The sequence below is a fragment of the Kitasatospora sp. NPDC114501 genome, assembly GCF_055633695.1.
On record NZ_JBVKDS010000003.1, the window covers coordinates 542,627 to 560,440 of the forward strand.

Here is a 17,814-nt window from a genome sequence, read left to right on the forward strand (position 1 = left end):
GGACACCCTCCCACGGGCCGCGCGCCGGACGCGCCGACGACCGGTCACGAAGCGTCGGCGTCGCCGCCCGGCAGCACCCGGGAGTGTTCGAGGTCCCCCTGGACCAGTGCCAGCGCCTCGTCCGAGAGGTCGACGATCCGGGACGGGTCCCAGGGCAGCTCCAGGCCGCTGTGGTGCAGCACCCGGTCGATCACCCCGGCGGTGAAGCCCCAGACCAGCCGTCCGGCGACCGCGAAGGCCGGCCCGATGTGCCCGGACGGGTGGCGCAGCCGCACCCGGTTCGCCGGGTCGGCCAGCTCCGCGATGGTGACCCGGAACACCGCGCCGGTCTCGGCCGTGTCCACCGGGCGCACCGGCGTCTCCTCGCGCCACCAGCCGAGCACCGGGGTCACCACGAAGCTGCTCACCGGGATGAACAGCCGGGGCAGTTCCGCGAACACCTGCACCCCGGCCGGGTCCAGGCCGGTCTCCTCCCAGGCCTCGCGCAGCGCCGCCGCGATCGGACCCGGGCCGTTCGGATCGCCGTCCTCCGGGTCCAGCACACCGCCCGGGAAGGACGGCTGCCCGGCGTGCGAGCGCAGCGAGCGGGCCCGCTCGATCAGCAGCAGGTCCGGCCCCTGCGGCCCCTCGCCGAAGAGCATCAGCACGGCCGCCGGCCGACCGCCCTCGACCGGCGGCAGGAAGCGGCTCAGCTGCTCCGGCAGCACCCGCTCGGCCGCCTCCCGGACCGGCTCCAGCCAGGCCGGCAGCCCGTCCGGCTCGATGCCCCGCACGACTCCCCCGGCGTCCGGTCCGGGGTGCCCCCACCGCCCGCTCACGCGTCCACCGCCAGGTCCGCGACCCGGCCGTGGTGGACGGCGGCGTCCGCACGGGCGGCCGCCTCACCGGGGAAGTCGGCCGGCGGCCGCAGCCGCTGCCCGGGGTGGCCGCCCATCTCGTACTTCAACAGCTTGCGCGCCTTCTCCGGGTCGGTCTCCCCCTCGCCGTACGAGGGGCAGAGCGGCGCGATCGGGCAGGCGCCGCAGGCGGGCCGCTGGGAGTGGCAGATCCGGCGGCCGTGGAAGACCACCCGGTGCGAGAGCATCGTCCACTCCGACTTCGGGAAGATCTCGGCGACGGCCGCCTCGACCTTCACCGGGTCCTCCTCGGTGGTCCAGCCGAACCGCCGGGCCAGCCGCCCGAAGTGGGTGTCCACGGTGATGCCGGGGACCCCGAAGGCGTTGCCGAGGACGACGTTGGCGGTCTTGCGGCCGACGCCGGGCAGGGTCACCAGGTCGGCCAGCCGGCCGGGGACCTCGCCGCCGAACTCGTCGCGCAGCGCTGCCGAGAGGCCGAGGAGCGACTTCGCCTTGTTCCGGAAGAAGCCGGTCGGGCGGATGATCTCCTCCAGCTCCTGCGGGTTCGCCGCCGCCATGTCCTCCGGCGTCGGGTACTTCGCGAACAGCGCCGGGGTGGTCTGGTTCACCCGCAGGTCGGTGGTCTGCGCCGACAGCACGGTGGCCACCAGCAGTTGGAAGGGGTTCTCGAAGTCCAGCTCCGGGTGCGCGTACGGGTACAGCTCCGCCAGCTCGCGGTTGATCCGCCGGGCCCGCCGCACCATCGCCAGGCGCGATTCCGGTTTCCTCGGCCTCGCCGCCGCCTTCTTCGCCACCGGCCTCTGCGCCGCGGCCTTCCGGACCTTGCTCTCTGCCATGCACGAAGGCTACGCCGACCGGCGGACCGCTTGGGGCCGATCAAGCACGGAAACCCGCCCTGGCAAGGGCTGTTGTCCGAGGGACTCCGCCCGTGGCCGTCACCTGACCGGGGGCTGACGCGGCCGGGTCGACGCGGTCCGGATCGCCGAGGAGCTGGGCCGGCTGCCGTAGCCCCGCCCCTTTCCGGTGACCCGGCGCCATCGGGTTGACGGACCGCGCGTTACGCACGGATCCGTCCGCGGACGGCCCGTGACGGGGCCCACCGGGGCCATCCTTCGTCGACGAACGGAAGTCCGGCCGATCCGGCCGCAGCGGCGCTCCCGGCGCGGCGCCACCGGCCGGCGGCTCAGCCCAGGGTGCGGCCGATCGTTCCCTCGAGGCTGTTCAGCAGGCCGCTGAGGGACTCGGCGAGCCGGTCCTGCTCGGCGGGGGTGAGGCCGGCCAGCAGGGCCCGGTCGTGGGCGACGAGATCCTGGACCAGGCCGTCCACCAGCGTCCGGCCCTCCTCGGTGAGCGCGAGGTGGGCGACCCGGCGGTCCCGGTCGTCGGTGCGCCGGCTGACCAGGCCGCGCTCCTCCAGCAGCCGCAGTCGCTTGGTGACGGCGGCGCCGGAGGCGAAGCTCTCCCGGGCCAGCTGGGTGGGGGTCAGTTCGCGGTCGAGGCGGCGCAGGGCGCCGAGGATGTCGAACTCGGCACGGGTGAGGCCGGCCCGGGTGAGCGGGTCGGGGGTCTGCTGGAGCAGTGCGGCGCAGCGGTTGATCCGGCCGAGGACGGCGATCGGACCGGTGTCCAGCCCCGGGTAGGCCCGCTCCCACTGGCGCAGCACACCTGCGACGACGTCCTCCACGTGTGCTGCTCCCGTTCTGCGGCCTGCCGGTCGTCTGAATCCTAGGACGTGTCCGGCAGGGCACCGTGGGTGCGGCGTTCCAGCAGGGCGGCCAGCAGCTGGTGGGCGTGCTGCTCGGTGGCGGTGGCGCGCTGGTGCGGGAGGGCGGGGCGGCGCCACTCCCCGGCGGCGGTGTCGGTGGCCTCGCGCAGCTCCAGCAGGGCGGCGGCGAGGCCGGTGCGGGCGGCGTGGGCCTCCGGCGCGCTCGCGGCGGAGACGGCGGCCAGTGCCCGGTGGCCGGCGGCCTCGGCTCCGGTCAGGGCGCGGGTCAGCCGGGCGGCGGTGCGGCGGTTGGTGACCAGCAGGCAGGCCGCGAGGCCGGTGAGCGCGCCGACGCAGGTGTCCAGCCAGCGGTCGCCGATCAGTACCCCGGCCGGCTGCGGGCCGGCGAACTCCGTCATCAGCAGCGCCAGCGGGGTGACGAAGACCGTCGCGAGCCAGTAGCTGCGGGCGATCGTCGCCTCCGCGCCGAACTGGCAGACCAGCCCGAGCCCGATCAGTGCCACCGGGCCCGCGTGCGCGACCGGCAGCGCGGCGGTGAACAGCAGCAGGCCGAGCAGGTTGCCCAGCACCCGCTGCAACGCGCGCTGCCAGGACAGCGTGCTGTTGGCCTGGAACACCGAGGCGGCGGTGACCACCGCCCAGTACGGCCGACCGACGCCGAGCGCCAGCGAGAGCCACCCGGCGGCGGCGCAGCCGACCGCGACCCGCAGGGCGATCGGCAGCAGCGCCGAGCCGGGCCGCAGCGCCCGCCGCAGCGGTGGCCGGCGGCCGGGGCGGCGGGCGGCAGGTTCGGCCGCCTCCGCCTCGGTGAGGTCGAGCGACGGCAGCCGGCGGCCGCGCCGCAGGTCGCGGGCCCAGCCGAGGTACCGCGCGGCGTCCTCGGGCCGGGCGGAGTCGGCCAGCGCGGCCTCCGCCCGCACCAGCAGCCGCTCGGGCGCGTCGCCGAGGGCGCGCCGCCGGGCCGGGGTGGAGAGCGCGAGGCTCTGCCAGGCGGCCTCGACCGCGCCGACCAGGGTAGTGCGGGCCGCGGCGTCCGGCCGGCCGGGTCCGGTCCGCAGCAGCCGGGCGGCGGCCTCCAGGGCGCGGGCGGTGGCGATCCGCTCCGGCCCGTACGGGCGCACCAGGGCCGGGGCCATGCAGACCAGCCAGGCCAGTGCGGCGCCGAGCGCGGTGAGCGCCAGGTGCGGGGGGACCTCGGCCGTCCGCTGCGGGACGAAGGCGCAGCTGGCGGAGGTGAAGGTGATGATCAGGCTGCCGGGCGGGCCGACCCGGGCCGCGTCGCAGAGCAGTTTGTGCAGGGCGGCGAGCACCGCCGCCACCGCGACCAGGACGGCGGCGTCGCGGGTCAGCGCGGCGGCGGTGAGGGCGGCGCCGGTGCTGAGCACGGTGCCGAGCAGCACGCCGACCAGCGTCCGGGCCCGGGCCCGGTACGGCAGGCCGTGCCCGTACAGCGCGCCGAGGCCGCCGGCCGAGGTGTAGAGAGCGAGGTCGAGCCGGCCGAGGCCGAGCAGGGTGAGGTTGAGCGCGCCGAGGGTGACCACGGCGCTGACCGCGGGCTTGTGCCAGCCGTCTCCGGCCGGACCGACCCGAAGTGCCTGACGGAACTGGGCGGTTGTGACCATGGGAAAAGGTTAGCAGATAATTTACCCGTGAAATATCTGTTCGGATCCCAGCCCGGCGCGGGCCCGGAGTCACGTCCCGACGCGGGCCCCGGAAAAAGTCCCGGCCGGACCGATGAGTTCCGCGGCGCACCCCGGTCTACCTCCATGACCGACCCGTACGACAGAACAGAAGGAACACCCATGAGCACCGTGGTCTCCACCGACGGCACCGTCCTCGCCTGCTCCGTCACCGGCTCCGGCCCGGCGGTCGTCCTGGTCGACGGCGCGGTGTGCCACCGCGACTTCGGGCCGGGCGCCGCGATCGCCGAGCAGCTGGCGGGGCACCACACCGTGTGGACGTACGACCGGCGCGGGCGCGGCGCCAGCGGGGACACCGCCCCCTTCGCGGTGGAGCGCGAGATCGAGGACCTGGCCGCCGTCATCGCGGCGGCGGGCGGCTCGGCCCGCGTCCTCGCGCTCTCCTCGGGCGCCGCGCTCGCCCTGCGGGCCGCCGCCGCGGACATCGGCATCGCCCGACTCGCCGTCTACGAGCCGCCGTTCAGCACCGAGGAGGAGCAGCGCGAGCGCTTCGGCCGGTACGTCGCCGAACTGACGGCGACGCTCGCCGAGGGTCGCCGCGGAGACGCCGTCGCGGCCTTCATGGGCTACGCCGGGATGCCGGCGGAGATGGTGGACGGCATGCGCGGCACGCCGGTGTGGCCGCTGTGCGAGGCGGTCGCGCCGACCCTGGCGTACGACGCGGCGGCGCTCGCGGTCGAGACCGGCGCGGCCGTCCCGGTCGGCCTGCTGGCCACGCTCGACGTGCCGGTCCTGGTCCTGGACGGCGGCGACAGCCCGGAGTCGCTGCGGGCCCCGGCCCGCGCGGTGGCGGCGGCCCTGCCGGGCGCCGAGTACCGGACGCTGGAGGGCCAGACCCACGAGGTGGCGGCCGAGGTGCTGGCGCCGGAGCTGCTGAAGTTCTACGCCTGACGCCCGCGTCACCCCGCGGGCGCCCGTTCGGGACGGCCCGTCAGCCTCGGTACAGGCCGTTCAGCTCCCCGAAGCCGAGCGACCCGTCGAGCTCCGTCAGCGTTCCGGCGCCGAGCAGTTCGGCGGCCGCTCGGCGGGCCGCGGTGTACGCGAGCTGGGCGAGCCCGGTGCCGACGCTGACTCGCCGCACCCCCGTGGCGGCGAGTTCGGCGACGCCCGGTCCGCCCGCGACGGCCATCGCGTTGACCGGCAGCGGGGAGCGGGCGCACAGTTCGGCGAGGGCGTCGAGGTCCAGCAGCCCGGGCACGAACAGGCCGTCGGCGCCCGCCCCGGCGTAGGCCTCGGCCCGGGCCAGCACGTCGTCCAGCCCGCCCAGCCCGAACAGGAAGACGTCGGTGCGGGCGTTGACCACCAGCTCGGGCAGCCCGGCGTCGGCCGCCGCGGTACGGGCCGCGCGCAGCCGCTCGGCCTGCTCGGCCACGGGGAAGAGCGGTCCGCCGACGGCCGTCGAGTCCTCCAGGTTGACGCCCGCCGCACCGGCGTCGACCAGGGCCGTCACCGTCCGGGCCACGTCGGCGGGCCGCGGCCCGTAGCCGCCCTCGGCGTCCACGGTGACCGGCAGGTCCACCGCCGCGACGATCCGCCGGGCCGCCTCGACGGCCGCCGCCCGGTCGAGCCGCTGGCCGTCGCCGTGACCGAGCGACCAGGAGACGCCGCCGCTGGTGGTGGCGACCGCCCGGGCGCCGGCCGAGGCGATCACCGCGGCGCTGCCCGCGTCCCAGGCGTTGGGCAGGACGAGCACGCCGTCCGCGATCAGCTCGCGCAGCCGCAGCGCCCGGTCGCGGGTCCCGGAGATGGCAGGCGTGGTGGACATGGGCGGCACCGGCTTTCGTACGGATCGGTGGGGACACGGGCATCCTGCGGCCCGGCCGACGGCCCCGGCCAGTGATTAAGCTGGGGCCGAATCTTCGCAGCCAGGGGCCCGGCCCCACCGGGGAGGGGCTCGCATGCGCACCGAACTGCACTTCTCCGCCAACGACTTGGCGCTGACCCGGTTCGCCGTCTCCCCGATGCAGGAGGTGGTGACCAGCCTGCGCGTCCTCGCCCACTCGCCCGTCCCGGCGCTGTACCGCCGCTGGGCCGGGCAGGTCCGCGAGCTGAACGCCGCCGGACCGGTGACGGAACGGCTGGCCGCCCTCGTGCCGCCCGCCGGCCACCTGCCGGACTTCCTCAACCCCGCCCCGGCCGGCTTCTCCCCCGCCCTCGCCGAGGAGCTGGCCGCGATCACCGCCACCTCCCCCGGGCAGGTGCGGGCCGACCTCGACATCCTGGCCGCCGAGGCGGGCGGCCGGCTGCCCGCCGTGCTGGAGCCGCTGCACCGGGACCCGGCCGGGCAACTGCCCGGGCTGGCCGCCGAGATCGAGGTGTACTGGGAGCGGGCGCTCGCCCCGTACTGGGCCCGGATCCGCGCACTGCTCGCGGCGGACGTCTTCCACCGCTCCCGGCAGGCCGCCGAGCACGGCACCGCGCGGATGCTGGACGACTTGCACGGGACGGTCCGCTGGGACGGCGCCGCGCTGCTGCTGGAGCAGCGGCACTGCGCGGTCACCCGGCTGAACGCCGGGGCCGGGCTGCTGCTGGTGCCCTCGGCCTTCGCCTGGCCGCGGGTGCTGACCCGGGTGCTGCCGCCCGACCCGCCGCAGCTGAGCTACCCGGCGCGTGGCGCGGCGACGCTGTGGGAGCGGCGGCCGGACCCTGCGGACCGCACCGACGCGCTGGCCGGCGTCCTCGGCCGCTCCCGCGCCCGGCTGCTGGCCGAGCTGGACGCCCCGGCCTCGACCACCGACCTGGCCCGCCGCACCGGGCTGTCCCCGGCCGGCGTGTCGCAGCACCTCACCGCCCTGCGCACGGCGGGCCTGACCAGCGCCCACCGCGCCGGGCACGCCGTCCTGTACGCCCGTACGGCGGTGGGCGATTCCCTGTTCGAGCAGGACGGACAGGCGTTCCACCGGTAGCCGTCCGCGGGCTCCCGCCGCCGGGCCCGGCCGGTGACCGTCCGGTGCGAATGGCCCCGCACGGCACACCTCGGCACACCCCCTCCTCATATGATCGGAGCGACATGCGCCATGCTTGGTGACGCAGAACACTGAACGGAACTTGCGCCGGACGGCCCACCCGCCGTACGGCCGAGAAGGAGGAAGCACGTGGACGACGTTCTGCGGCGCGCCGCACTCTTCGCGGCACTCGACGACGAACAGGCCGGCGAGCTGCGCGCTTCCATGACCGAGGTCACCCTCGCCCGTGGTGAGTCGCTGTTCCACGAGGGCGACCCGGGCGACCGGCTGTACGTCGTGGCGGAGGGCAAGGTCAAGCTGCACCGCGCCTCCCCGGACGGCCGCGAGAACATGCTCGCCGTGCTCGGCCCCAGCGAGATGATCGGCGAGCTGTCGCTGTTCGACCCGGGCCCGCGCACCGCGACCGCCAGCGCGCTGACCGAGGTCAAGCTGCTGGGCCTCGGCCACGGCGACCTCCAGCCCTGGCTGCACGCCCGCCCCGAGGTCTCCATCGCGCTGCTCCGGGCCATCGCCCGCCGTCTGCGCCGCACCAACGACGTGATGTCCGACCTGGTCTTCTCCGACGTGCCCGGCCGCGTCGCCAAGGCCCTGCTGGACCTCTCCCGCCGGTTCGGCGTGCAGTCCGAGGAGGGCATCCACGTCGCCCACGACCTCACCCAGGAGGAGCTGGCCCAGCTGGTCGGTGCCTCCCGCGAGACGGTCAACAAGGCGCTCGCCGACTTCGCCGGCCGTGGCTGGCTGAAGCTGGAGGCCCGCGCCGTGGTCCTGCTGGACGTCGAGCGGCTGTCGCGCCGCTCGCGCTGACGCCCGCGGCACGCGGAAGGGCCCGTCCGATCCGGACGGGCCCTTCCGCGTCTCCCCCGGGTCTCCTCTGGTCTGCTCCGGTCAGTCCCGGTCTGCCCCGGTCAGTCCTCTGTCAGTCCTCGGTGCCCGGGATCAGCCCGTGCTCCTCCAGGTAGTCCAGCTGGGCCCGCACCGACAGCTCGGCGGCCGGCCAGAGCGCCCGGTCCACGTCGGCGTAGACCCGGGCCACCACGTCGGACGCCGTCAGGCAGCCCGCCTCCACCGCGGTCTCCACCTGGGCGAGCCGGGCGGCCCGGTGGGCCAGGTAGTAGTCGACGGCGCCGAGCGCGTCCGCGAGCACCGGGCCGTGGCCGGGCAGTACGGTCCGCACGCCCTGGTGGGAGGCCATGGTGTGCAGCCGGCGCAGCGAGTCCAGGTAGTCGCCCAGCCGACCGTCGGGGTGCGCGACCATCGTGGTGCCGCGGCCGAGCACGGTGTCGCCGGTGAGCACCGCGCCGTCGTCCGGCAGGTGGAAGGTCAGCGAGTCCGAGGTGTGCCCCGGGGTGCCCACCACCCGCAGGTCCAGGCCGCCGACGTCCAGGCGCTGGCCGCCGACCAGGCCCTCGGAGCCCAGCCGGTGCGCCGGGTCCAGGGCCCGCACCTCGGTCCCGGTCAGCTCGGCGAAGCGGGCCGCGCCCTCGGAGTGGTCGGCGTGGCCGTGGGTGAGCAGGGTCAGCGCGATCCGCTTGCCCCGCTCCTCCGCGAGGTCGATCACCCGGCGCAGGTGCCCCTCGTGCAGCGGGCCCGGGTCGATCACCACCGCGAGGTCCGAGCCGGGCTCGGAGAGCAGCCAGGTGTTGGTGCCGTCCAGCGTCATCGGCGACGGGTTCGGTGCCAGCACGCACAGCGCCCGAGGGGTGGCCTCGCCGCCGACCGCGGCGGCGGGGTCACCCGGCAGGAGTCCGCTCACCGGCCGCCTCCCACGTCTCGATGCAGGGCCCGCAGCGGCAGTGCCCGGACGAGGGCGCGCTGCGCCACCTCGACGAACGGGACCTGGCTCTCGCAGGCGGGGTTACGGGGAATCACGCGGCGGGCGGGCATCTCGGGCGCCGTCCGGCGAGCCACGTCGTTGTGGGTCATCGGGCGTCGGTCCTTTCTCTGCGGCGGTACGGGAGGGTCGTCTCGTACGGGGTGGTGCGGAAGGTGCGGGTCGTACTGGTGGCACGGACCGGCCTGTCGGTGGTCCCGATGGGTGCAACGGTCAGGGGCCCTCGGGGAACTCCCCGTCGATGGTCAGCTCCTCGTAGCCGGGCCAGCGGACCGTCAGCCGGTCGCCGCGGACCTCGGCCCGGCCCAGGACCGGCGTCAGCCGGCGGCCGGCGGCCGCGGCCAGGGCCTCGGCGGCGGTCCGGGCCGACGACAGCTCCCGCAGCACCGTCACGGTCGGCGGCAGCATGCCGAACCGGCCCTCCCGGTGACCCCGCACCGCCTCGGCCGGGGTCAGCCAGGCGACCCGGTCCGCCTCGCCGACCTCCAGGGCCGCGCGCTGGCCGGCCGGCAGCGCGGCGACGAAGAACCAGGTGTCGTAGCGCCGTTCCTCGAACTCCGGGGTGATCCAGCGGGCCCAGCCGCCCAGCAGGTCGCTGCGCAGCACCAGGCCGTGGTCCCGGAGGAACTCGGCGAAGGACAGCTCGTGCGCCTCCAGCGCGGCCCGCTCGGCGGACCAGTCGCGCGGCGCGACGACGCTGTCGGCGTCCGGGCCGGCCAGCAGCACGCCGGCCTCCTCGAAGGTCTCGCGGACGGCCGCGCAGACCACCGCCCGCGCCGTCCGGGCGTCCACCCCGAGCCGCCGCGCCCACTCCTCGGGCGCCGGCCCGGCCCAGCCCGGCTCGACCTCGGCGTCCCGCGGGTCCACCCCGCCGCCGGGGTACGCGTACATCCCGGCCGCGAAGGCCATCGAGGTGCGTCTGCGCAGCAGGTACGCCTCCGGCCCGTCCGCGGCGTCGCGCAGCAGCACGACGGTGGCGGCGGCCCTGGGCACCGGCGGGGTCACCGCGCCGGATGCGACCGCCCGGATCCGGGCGGGCCAACCGGGCGGCATCGGGAGCGTCGTCGCTCGATGGTCCATGCCCGGATGCTAGGGCGTGTCCGACAATTCCCGCCAGGCTCACGGATCGGTCGGACACCCTCCGGCAACACCGGGGCGGGGCCGGAGGACCTCCGACCCCGCCTCCGCGATCATGCTCAGGCGGCCTTGACCTTCACCAGGATCTCGACCTCGACCGGGGCGTCCAGCGGCAGCACCGCGACGCCGACGGCGCTGCGGGCGTGCTTGCCCGCGTCGCCCAGCACCGCGCCGAGCAGCTCGCTGGCACCGTTCACGACGGCCGGGACACCGATGAAGTCGGGGGCGGCGGCGACGAAGCCGACGACCTTGACGACCTGCTCGACCTGGTCGAGGTCGCCGATCACCGACTTCACGGCGGCCAGGGCGTTCAGCGCGCAGATCTGCGCGAGCTCCTTGGCCTCCTCCGGGGAGACCTCGGCGCCGACCTTGCCGGTGGTCGGCAGCTTGCCGCCCACCACCGGGAGCTGGCCGGAGGTGAAGACGAGGTCGCCGGTCCGCAGGGCCGGGACGTAGGCGGCGACCGGGGGGGCCACCGGCGGCAGGGTCAGGCCCAGCTCGGCGAGCTTCTCCTCGACCTTGCTCATGCGTTCTTCTCCCGCTTGAAGTAGGCCACCAGCTGCTCCGGGTTGGGGCCGGGCACGACCTGGACGAGCTCCCAGCCGTCCTCGCCGAAGTTGTCCAGGATCTGCTTGGTCGCGTGCACCAGCAGGGGCGCCGTCATGTATTCCCACTTGGTCATGGCCAGACTCTAGACGAGCCGTCGCGGCGATCGGCGCCGCCGACCCCGGGGTGTGTGAGGTGGGGCACAAACAGGGCATGATCGGGCCTGACGGCCCAGGTGCTCCGGGCATCCGGTGCGCTCCCTGGTTACTCTCGCGAGAGGGCACCCTGAGGAGGGGCACCCTCGTCAGGAGGGGACGCCCGTAGGACGGAGACGGACGGAGACGGAGCGTGGCACGCACCCCCGGCCAGGCGGACCGGCGCGACCCCGACTGGGAGGGCGTCCGGCTGCACGTGGTCAGCGGCAAGGGCGGCACCGGGAAGACCACGCTGGCCGCGGCGCTGGCCCTGGCCCTCGCCGCCGACGGCGGACGGGTGCTGCTGATCGAGGTCGAGGGCCGGCAGGGCATCGCCGAGCTGTTCGGGATCGCCGCGCTCCCGTACGAGGAGCGCCGGATCGCCTCGGTCTCGCGCGCCCAGCTGTCGCTGCCCGCCGGACCGGGCGGGCCCGGCGAGGTGTTCGCACTGGCGATCGACACCGAGCTGGCGCTGCTGGAGTACCTGGAGATGTTCTACAAGCTCGGCCGGGCCGGGAAGGCGCTCCAGAAGGTCGGCTTCGTCGACTTCGCCACCACCATCGCTCCCGGCGTGCGGGACGTCCTGCTCACCGGCAAGGCCTGCGAGGCGACCAGGCGCAAGGACCAGGACGGCCGACGGCGCTACGACGCGGTGGTGATGGACGCCCCGCCGACCGGGCGGCTGACCCGCTTCCTGAACGTCAACGCCGAGGTCGCCGGGCTGGCCCGGATCGGCCCGATACACACCCAGGCGCAGGCCGTGATGCGGGTGCTGAAGTCACCGGAGACCGCGGTGCACCTGGTCACCCTGCTGGAGGAGATGCCGGTGCAGGAGACGGTCGACGGCATCGAGGAGCTGCGCGAGGCGAAGCTCCCGGTGGGCGGGGTGATGGTCAACATGGTCCGGCCGCCGCTGCTGGACGCGGCGGCGGTGGCCGCGGTGGACGGGGACCACCGGGAGGAGGTCGCCCTGGCGCTCGGGGAGGCCGGGCTCGGCGGCCGCACCCGGGCCGCGGAGAAGGTCCGGGCGGCGGTGGAGCCGCTGCTCGACCCGCTGCTGGAGCAGGCCAGGGAGCACGCCGAGCGGGTCGAGCTGGAGCGCGCGCAGCGCGCCGACGTCCAGCAGCTGCGGCTCCCGACCTACGAACTGCCGCTGCTGGGCGAGGGCGTGGACCTCGGCGGGCTGTACCGGCTGGCGGGCGAACTGAAGCGGCAGGGGGCGGCATGACCACCGACGGCAGGACCTCCAGTGGTACGACCGGCCACGGCACGACCGCCGGCGGCACGACCGGTACCGGCGCGGTCGGCAACGGGGTCCGGAGCACCGGGCGGCTGCTCGCGGTGGACGAGCTGATCGACGACCCGAAGACCAGGATCATCGTCTGCTGCGGCTCCGGCGGCGTCGGCAAGACCACCACCGCCGCGGCCCTCGGCCTGCGGGCGGCCGAACGCGGCCGCAAGGTCGTGGTGCTGACCATCGACCCGGCCCGCCGGCTCGCCCAGTCGATGGGCCTGACCGAGCTCGACAACACCCCCCGGGTGGTCAAGGGGGTCACCGGCACCGGCGAACTCCAGGCCATGATGCTGGACATGAAGCGGACCTTCGACGAGGTCGTGCTGGCCCACGCCGAGCCCGAACGGGCCCGGGCGATCATGGCGAACCCCTTCTACCAGTCCCTGTCGGCCGGCTTCGCGGGCACGCAGGAGTACATGGCGATGGAGAAGCTCGGGCAGCTGCGCGCCGCCGAGGAGTGGGACCTGATCGTCGTGGACACCCCGCCGTCCCGCTCGGCGCTGGACTTCCTGGACGCGCCCAACCGGCTCGGGTCCTTCCTGGACGGCCGGGTGATCCGGATCCTCACCGCCCCGGCCAAGGTCGGCGGACGCAGCGCGATGCGCTTCCTGAACGTCGGGATGGGCCTGCTCACCGGCACCCTGGGCAAGATCTTCGGCGCCCAGCTGCTCACCGACGTGCAGACCTTCGTCAGCGCGATGGACTCGATGTTCGGCGGCTTCCGGGAGCGCGCGGACCGCACGTACCAGCTGCTCAAGGCGCCGGGCACGGCGTTCCTGGTGGTGGCCGCGCCGGAGCGGGACGCGCTGCGGGAGGCGGCGTACTTCGTCGACCGACTGGCCGCGGACCGGATGCCGCTGGCCGGGCTGGTGCTCAACCGGGTGCACGGTACGGGCGCGCCGCAGCTCACCGCGGAGCGGGCGCTGGCGGCCGCCGAGGCCCTGGAGGAGAACGGTTCGGAGCACGCCTCACCCGAGGCGGAGCTGCTCGCGGCCGGGCTGCTTCGGCTGCACGCCGAGCGGATGCAGATCATGGGGCGCGAACGCCGTACCCGCGACCGCTTCGTCTCGGTGTACCCGGACGTGCCGATCGTGGAGGTGCCGGCGCTGCCGGGCGACGTGCACGACCTGGACGGACTGCGGGCCATCGGGGACCGGCTCAACGGCGCGGTGTAGCCCGCGCCCGGGGCCGACCGGCCCGGACTGCCGCGGTACGGCCGGGCTCAGCCCGCCTGGGCGTAGTCCGTCAGTATCACGCCGGTCGCGAGGGACTCCTCGTACTCGGTACGCGCCGTCTCCAGCAGCCGCCGCCACGAGATGACCGTCGGGCGGCGGCGCAGCAGCGCCCGGCGCTCGCGTTCCGTCATCCCGCCCCAGACCCCGAACTCCACCCGGTTGTCCAGGGCGTCCGCGAGGCACTCCGTCCGGACGGGGCAGCCGCTGCACACGGCCTTCGCCCGGTTCTGTGCCGCCCCCTGGACGAACAGTTCGTCCGGATCACTCGTGCGGCAGGCGGCCTGCGCACTCCAGTCGTCTACCCAGCCCATGCCGGCGCCGTCCTCTCCCATATCGAGGCTCCCCCACGGCGGCAACGGCATATTCACCGTTGCCAGTTGAGGACGTTACGGAAGAACGACAGCTTGCAACAGCCCCTTCGGGCTCAATCTCGAATGACCCGATTGGACTATGGGTATCGATCAGCTCACTCGTTGGAGTGATCGCAGGTCGCGCACCTTGCCAAATGCGGGACCGGCACTCTCGCCACAGGTGTCGTCACGCAGCGCAACCAGTCACAGGGGTACAGCAGGCCACAGCTGCCTCAAAACCCGGTCATAGGCGGGCAATCCGGGCAGGTCTCCTCGCCCACAAGAGTGAACGATGTTGACGCACCGAAGCTGTCGCAAGCTTGTGACAAGCCTAGGCGAACACCTGCCGCGGTGTGCGGGAATCCGCGACGTAGGGTTCTCCTCATGGCACCGAAGCGCCCACAGGCATCCCAGGCCCCAGGCAACCCCGGAGCTCCGCGCGGCAGGACCGGCGGATCACCGTTGGAGCACGCCGGCAACGGCGTGAAGTTCCTGGGTGTCAGCGTGCTCTCCGGAGTCCTGCTGGCGGGGCTCGCCCTGCCCGCCGTCGGCGCCATCGGCCTGACCGCCAAGGACACGGCGGAGAGCTTCGACAACATCTCCGACGACTTCAAGACGCCGCCGCTCACCCAGGCCACCCAGATCTTCGACGCCAAGGGCGGGCTGATCGCCAAGGTCTACGAGCGCGACCGCACGGTCCTGACCGCCGATCAGATGTCGCCGTTCATGCGGCACGCCCAGGTGGACATCGAGGACGCCCGCTTCTACGAGCACGGCGCCGTCGACCTCAAGGGCATCCTCCGCGCGGTCAGCAAGAACGCCGAGAGCGGCACCGCCTCCCAGGGCGCCTCGACGCTGACCCAGCAGTACGTGAAGAACGTCAACGTGGAGAAGGCCGGCGACGACCAGGCGGCCGTCCTGGAGGCCCAGCGCAAGACCCTGGGCCGCAAGATCCAGGAGCTCAAGGTCGCCATCAAGCTGGAGGAGGACCTGTCCAAGGACCAGATCCTCACCAACTACCTCAACATCACCTTCTACGGCCACCAGGCCTACGGGGTGGAGGCCGCCTCCCAGCGCTACTTCAGCAAGAGCAACAAGGACCTGACCGTCGCCGAGGCCGCCACCCTGGCCGGCATGGTGCAGAACCCGTCGTCCTACGACCCGGTGCGCTACCCCGAGAACACGGTCAAGCGCCGCAACGTCGTGATCGACAAGATGCTGGAGAACAAGCACATCACCGCCGACCAGGCGAAGGAGGCGAAGGCCGCCCCGCTGGGCCTGAAGTACAAGGACCCGCAGAACGGCTGCATCACCGCCCAGGCCGGCATGGGCTTCTTCTGCGACTACGTGCGCCACGTGGTCAAGCAGGACCCGGCCTTCGGCAAGAGCTCCGACGAGCGCAAGAAGCTCTGGAACACCGGCGGCCTGAACATCTACACCACGCTGGACCCGGACAAGCAGGCCGCCGCCCAGAACGCCGTCACCACGAAGGTCAACGTGACCGACCAGGTGTCGGCGGCCGCGACCATGATGGAGCCGGGCACCGGCAAGATCCTGGCGATGGCCCAGACCCGCCCGTACGGCCTGGACCCGAACAAGAACCAGACCGTCGTCAACCTCAACGTGGACGCCGCGATGGGCGGCGGCAACGGCTTCCAGACCGGTTCGACCTTCAAGCCGATCCTGGCCGCGGCGGCGCTGGAGTCGGGCATGTCGAACACCCAGGCGTTCCCGTCCGAGAACAAGATCGAGTACCCGCAGATGTCCACCTGCTCGGGCACCTGGAAGAACACCGACAAGCCCAAGGCCACGGTGAAGAACGAGCAGGACAGCGAGGTCGGGCCGTACCAGCTGAAGGAGGCGATGGCCCGCTCGATCAACACCTACTTCGTGCAGATGGAGCAGCAGGTCGGCCTCTGCGCGATGAAGCAGATGGCGAACAAGCTGGGCATCACCCAGTCCGCCAAGGGCGACGCCTTCCAGGAGGTGCCCTCGATGGTCCTCGGCACCCTGGAGCTCTCCCCGCTGACCATGGCGAACGTCTACGCGACCTTCGCCGCCCGCGGCAAGTACTGCACCCCGGTCGCGATCAACAAGATCACCACGGTGGACGGCAAGAACGTCCAGGTCCCGCAGGCCCAGTGCAGCCAGGTCTTCTCCGACAGCACCGCGGACTCGCTCAACGCCGTCCTGCTGAACGTCACCGAGAAGGGCACCGCCGCCGCCCTGACCATGGACGACGGCCGCAAGATCGCCGGCAAGACCGGTACCACCGACGAGAAGAAGGCCGCCTGGTTCAGCGGCTACACCCCGTCGCTGGCCACCGCGGTCTGGCTCGGCGGCCCGGCCGGCGGCGTCAAGATGAAGAACATCAACATCGGCGGCAAGCACTTCGACGACGTGTTCGGCGCGACCGGCCCCGGCCCGATCTGGGCGCTGGCGATGAACCAGGCGCTCAAGGGCACGCCGCTGGAGCCGATCCAGACCGCCAACATCCCGGACCCGCTGCCGGCCACTCCCCCGGCGGGCGCCACCCCGCCGGCCGCCGACCCGAACGCTCCGCAGCCCGGCGGCAACCCCCCGCCGCCGCCGCAGCAGCCCGGCGGCAACACCGGCCAGGTCGGCGGTCTGCCCGGTGGGCTGCCCGGCGGCTTCCCCGGAGGGTTCACCTTCCCGCCCCTGCCCGGCAACGGGAACGGCGGCCGGCACGGCGGCAACGGGAACGGCTGACGCGGCTCCCGGGCCGGACCAGGTGCACCGGCCGGTCACACGCCGAAGGGGCGCTCTCCAGTACGGAGGGCGCCCCTTCGGCGTGTTGCCCGTGTTGCCCGTGTTGCCCGCGTTGCCGGGGCTCGCGGTGTCGGCGCCGGGCGGCCGGGCGGCGCACAGTGGCAGCCCGTACTCGGTTCAGGCCAGGGCGGCCTTCACGGCGGCGGCGACCCGGCCGCCCTCGGCCAGACCGTCGACCTTGGGCTTCACCAGCTTCATGACGGCGCCCATCGCCTGCGGGCCGCTCGCGCCGCTCTCGGCCACGGCGGCCGCCACGATCGCGGCCAGCTCCTCGTCGGAGAGCTGCTTGGGCAGGTAGGTCGCCAGCACCTCGCCCTCCGCCAGCTCCCGGGCCGCCTGCTCCGTCCGACCGGCGGTGCCGAAGGCCTCGGCGGCCTCCCGGCGCTTCTTCGCCTCGCGGCCGATCACCTTCAGCACGTCGGCGTCGGACAGTTCGCGCTTCTGCTTGCCCGCCACCTCCTCGCTGGTGACGGCGGCCAGCGTGAGCCGGATGGTGGACGAGCGCAGCTCGTCCCGGTCCCTGATGGCAGCCGTGAGGTCCTCTTGCAGTTGCTCCTTGAGCGTTGTCATTTCCTCTTCTTATCCTTCGGCTGTGGGTGGGCTCAACCAGGTTTCCGGTGGGCGTCCACCGGGGTTTCCGCAGTTGAACGAGTATCCCCCGACGATCCCGACGCGCCGTCACCCGCCGCCGCCAGGCGGCGCCCGGCGACGCCCATTGCCGCCCGTCGGTGCGCCGGGCCCGGCGATCCGGGCCGGGAACGGGCGGTGGTCAAGTCCGTGAACAATCGACGATCCAGGCGGGGATCGGGCGAATGGATTCGGCCAAGGTGGCCGATAACGCTCGCCCAATCTCGGCCGAAATGCCGAAAATTGCCCGGTCCGGAGCGAAGTTGCCGGTCCTGTCGGGGCAAATCGAACGTTGTGACCGCTTCGCCGAAAATAGTCGGCGTAGTACACTCGTTCGCGCGTCGCTTGAGCAGTCGGATGGCGGCGATCGCCTCACCGTCGAATCACCGTCGAATCGCCCTCGAAGACCGCCACGAACAACTGAGACAAACCGTCAACACGTCCTTGCTTCATTATTCCAGGCATTGACACACTGCCGCCCAGGCCCCTTGCAGCCCTGACACTCTGCGGCCCGGGCACCGTGCACGCCACGCCGGTCCGAGCGCTCGAGGCCACCCTCCA

At 73.8% G+C, this 17,814-nt stretch carries 18 protein-coding genes; 6 read left to right on the forward strand and 12 right to left on the reverse strand.

Features of this window, described 5'->3' with window-relative positions; all coding sequences use genetic code 11:
• Window positions 1-44: 44 nt before the first annotated feature.
• The 4 genes from ACZ7RU_RS08925 to ACZ7RU_RS08940 form a co-directional block, all read right to left on the reverse strand.
• Window positions 45-773, reverse strand: coding sequence for an NUDIX hydrolase (locus ACZ7RU_RS08925; RefSeq protein WP_470340176.1), 729 nt, complete (start codon window positions 771-773; stop codon window positions 45-47).
• A 41-nt stretch (window positions 774-814) separates the two neighbouring features.
• Window positions 815-1,693 (reverse strand): endonuclease III, encoded by an 879-nt coding sequence (gene nth / locus ACZ7RU_RS08930; protein WP_470340177.1) that lies wholly within the window; start codon window positions 1,691-1,693, stop codon window positions 815-817.
• Between the two features lie 347 nt (window positions 1,694-2,040).
• Window positions 2,041-2,541 (reverse strand): MarR family winged helix-turn-helix transcriptional regulator, encoded by a 501-nt coding sequence (locus tag ACZ7RU_RS08935; RefSeq protein WP_470340178.1) that lies wholly within the window; start codon window positions 2,539-2,541, stop codon window positions 2,041-2,043.
• Between the two features lie 41 nt (window positions 2,542-2,582).
• Entirely contained in the window at window positions 2,583-4,205 is a 1,623-nt protein-coding gene (locus ACZ7RU_RS08940) for an FUSC family protein (protein WP_470340179.1), read from the reverse strand.
• Between the two features lie 180 nt (window positions 4,206-4,385).
• On the opposite strand from ACZ7RU_RS08940, the gene ACZ7RU_RS08945 reads away from it, so the two are divergent.
• Entirely contained in the window at window positions 4,386-5,174 is a 789-nt protein-coding gene (locus tag ACZ7RU_RS08945; protein WP_470340180.1) for an alpha/beta fold hydrolase, read from the forward strand.
• 40 nt (window positions 5,175-5,214) lie between these two features.
• Here ACZ7RU_RS08945 and ACZ7RU_RS08950 read toward each other — a convergent pair whose 3' ends face one another.
• Window positions 5,215-6,048, reverse strand: a complete 834-nt coding sequence (locus ACZ7RU_RS08950) for an isocitrate lyase/PEP mutase family protein (RefSeq protein ID WP_470340181.1) — start codon at window positions 6,046-6,048, stop codon at window positions 5,215-5,217.
• A gap of 133 nt (window positions 6,049-6,181) precedes the next feature.
• Between ACZ7RU_RS08950 and ACZ7RU_RS08955 the strand changes: the two genes are divergently transcribed.
• Together ACZ7RU_RS08955 and ACZ7RU_RS08960 are read left to right on the forward strand one after the other, a co-directional pair.
• Complete coding sequence (locus ACZ7RU_RS08955) at window positions 6,182-7,189, forward strand: ArsR/SmtB family transcription factor (RefSeq protein WP_470340182.1); 1,008 nt, start codon at window positions 6,182-6,184, stop codon at window positions 7,187-7,189.
• 189 nt (window positions 7,190-7,378) lie between these two features.
• A complete protein-coding gene (locus ACZ7RU_RS08960; protein WP_030288117.1) occupies window positions 7,379-8,053 on the forward strand; it encodes a Crp/Fnr family transcriptional regulator in 675 nt (224 codons plus the stop codon).
• Between the two features lie 112 nt (window positions 8,054-8,165).
• Here ACZ7RU_RS08960 and ACZ7RU_RS08965 read toward each other — a convergent pair whose 3' ends face one another.
• From ACZ7RU_RS08965 to ACZ7RU_RS08985, 5 genes are all read right to left on the reverse strand, one after another.
• Window positions 8,166-9,002, reverse strand: coding sequence for an MBL fold metallo-hydrolase (locus tag ACZ7RU_RS08965; protein WP_470340183.1), 837 nt, complete (start codon window positions 9,000-9,002; stop codon window positions 8,166-8,168).
• The gene (locus tag ACZ7RU_RS08970) at window positions 8,999-9,172 is read right to left on the reverse strand and encodes a hypothetical protein (protein WP_470340184.1); all 174 of its coding nucleotides are present in this window, start codon (window positions 9,170-9,172) and stop codon (window positions 8,999-9,001) included. Before ACZ7RU_RS08970 ends, ACZ7RU_RS08965 begins: the two co-directional genes overlap by 4 nt.
• 121 nt (window positions 9,173-9,293) lie before the next feature.
• Complete coding sequence (locus tag ACZ7RU_RS08975) at window positions 9,294-10,160, reverse strand: NUDIX hydrolase (RefSeq protein ID WP_470340185.1); 867 nt, start codon at window positions 10,158-10,160, stop codon at window positions 9,294-9,296.
• A gap of 116 nt (window positions 10,161-10,276) precedes the next feature.
• Window positions 10,277-10,744 (reverse strand): RidA family protein, encoded by a 468-nt coding sequence (locus tag ACZ7RU_RS08980; protein ID WP_470340186.1) that lies wholly within the window; start codon window positions 10,742-10,744, stop codon window positions 10,277-10,279.
• Window positions 10,741-10,899: a DUF4177 domain-containing protein gene (locus ACZ7RU_RS08985; protein ID WP_094743074.1), complete on the reverse strand. Its 159-nt coding sequence runs from the start codon at window positions 10,897-10,899 to the stop codon at window positions 10,741-10,743. The genes ACZ7RU_RS08980 and ACZ7RU_RS08985 overlap by 4 nt, the downstream gene beginning before the upstream one ends.
• Window positions 10,900-11,111: 212 nt before the next feature.
• On the opposite strand from ACZ7RU_RS08985, the gene bagA reads away from it, so the two are divergent.
• On the forward strand, window positions 11,112-12,185 hold the full coding sequence (bagA, locus tag ACZ7RU_RS08990; protein ID WP_470340187.1) for an ATPase BagA: 1,074 nt from the start codon (window positions 11,112-11,114) through the stop codon (window positions 12,183-12,185).
• The gene (gene bagB / locus ACZ7RU_RS08995; protein WP_470340188.1) at window positions 12,182-13,426 is read left to right on the forward strand and encodes an ATPase BagB; all 1,245 of its coding nucleotides are present in this window, start codon (window positions 12,182-12,184) and stop codon (window positions 13,424-13,426) included. Before bagA ends, bagB begins: the two co-directional genes overlap by 4 nt.
• Window positions 13,427-13,473: 47 nt before the next feature.
• On the opposite strand, the gene ACZ7RU_RS09000 is transcribed toward bagB, so the two are convergent.
• On the reverse strand, window positions 13,474-13,797 hold the full coding sequence (locus ACZ7RU_RS09000; protein ID WP_030240986.1) for a WhiB family transcriptional regulator: 324 nt from the start codon (window positions 13,795-13,797) through the stop codon (window positions 13,474-13,476).
• A gap of 501 nt (window positions 13,798-14,298) precedes the next feature.
• Here ACZ7RU_RS09000 and ACZ7RU_RS09005 point away from each other — a divergent pair.
• Entirely contained in the window at window positions 14,299-16,566 is a 2,268-nt protein-coding gene (locus ACZ7RU_RS09005) for a transglycosylase domain-containing protein (RefSeq protein WP_470340189.1), read from the forward strand.
• Window positions 16,567-16,743: 177 nt separating this feature from the next.
• On the opposite strand, the gene ACZ7RU_RS09010 is transcribed toward ACZ7RU_RS09005, so the two are convergent.
• Window positions 16,744-17,196 (reverse strand): GatB/YqeY domain-containing protein, encoded by a 453-nt coding sequence (locus ACZ7RU_RS09010; RefSeq protein WP_470340190.1) that lies wholly within the window; start codon window positions 17,194-17,196, stop codon window positions 16,744-16,746.
• Between the last annotated feature and the right edge of the window lie 618 nt (window positions 17,197-17,814).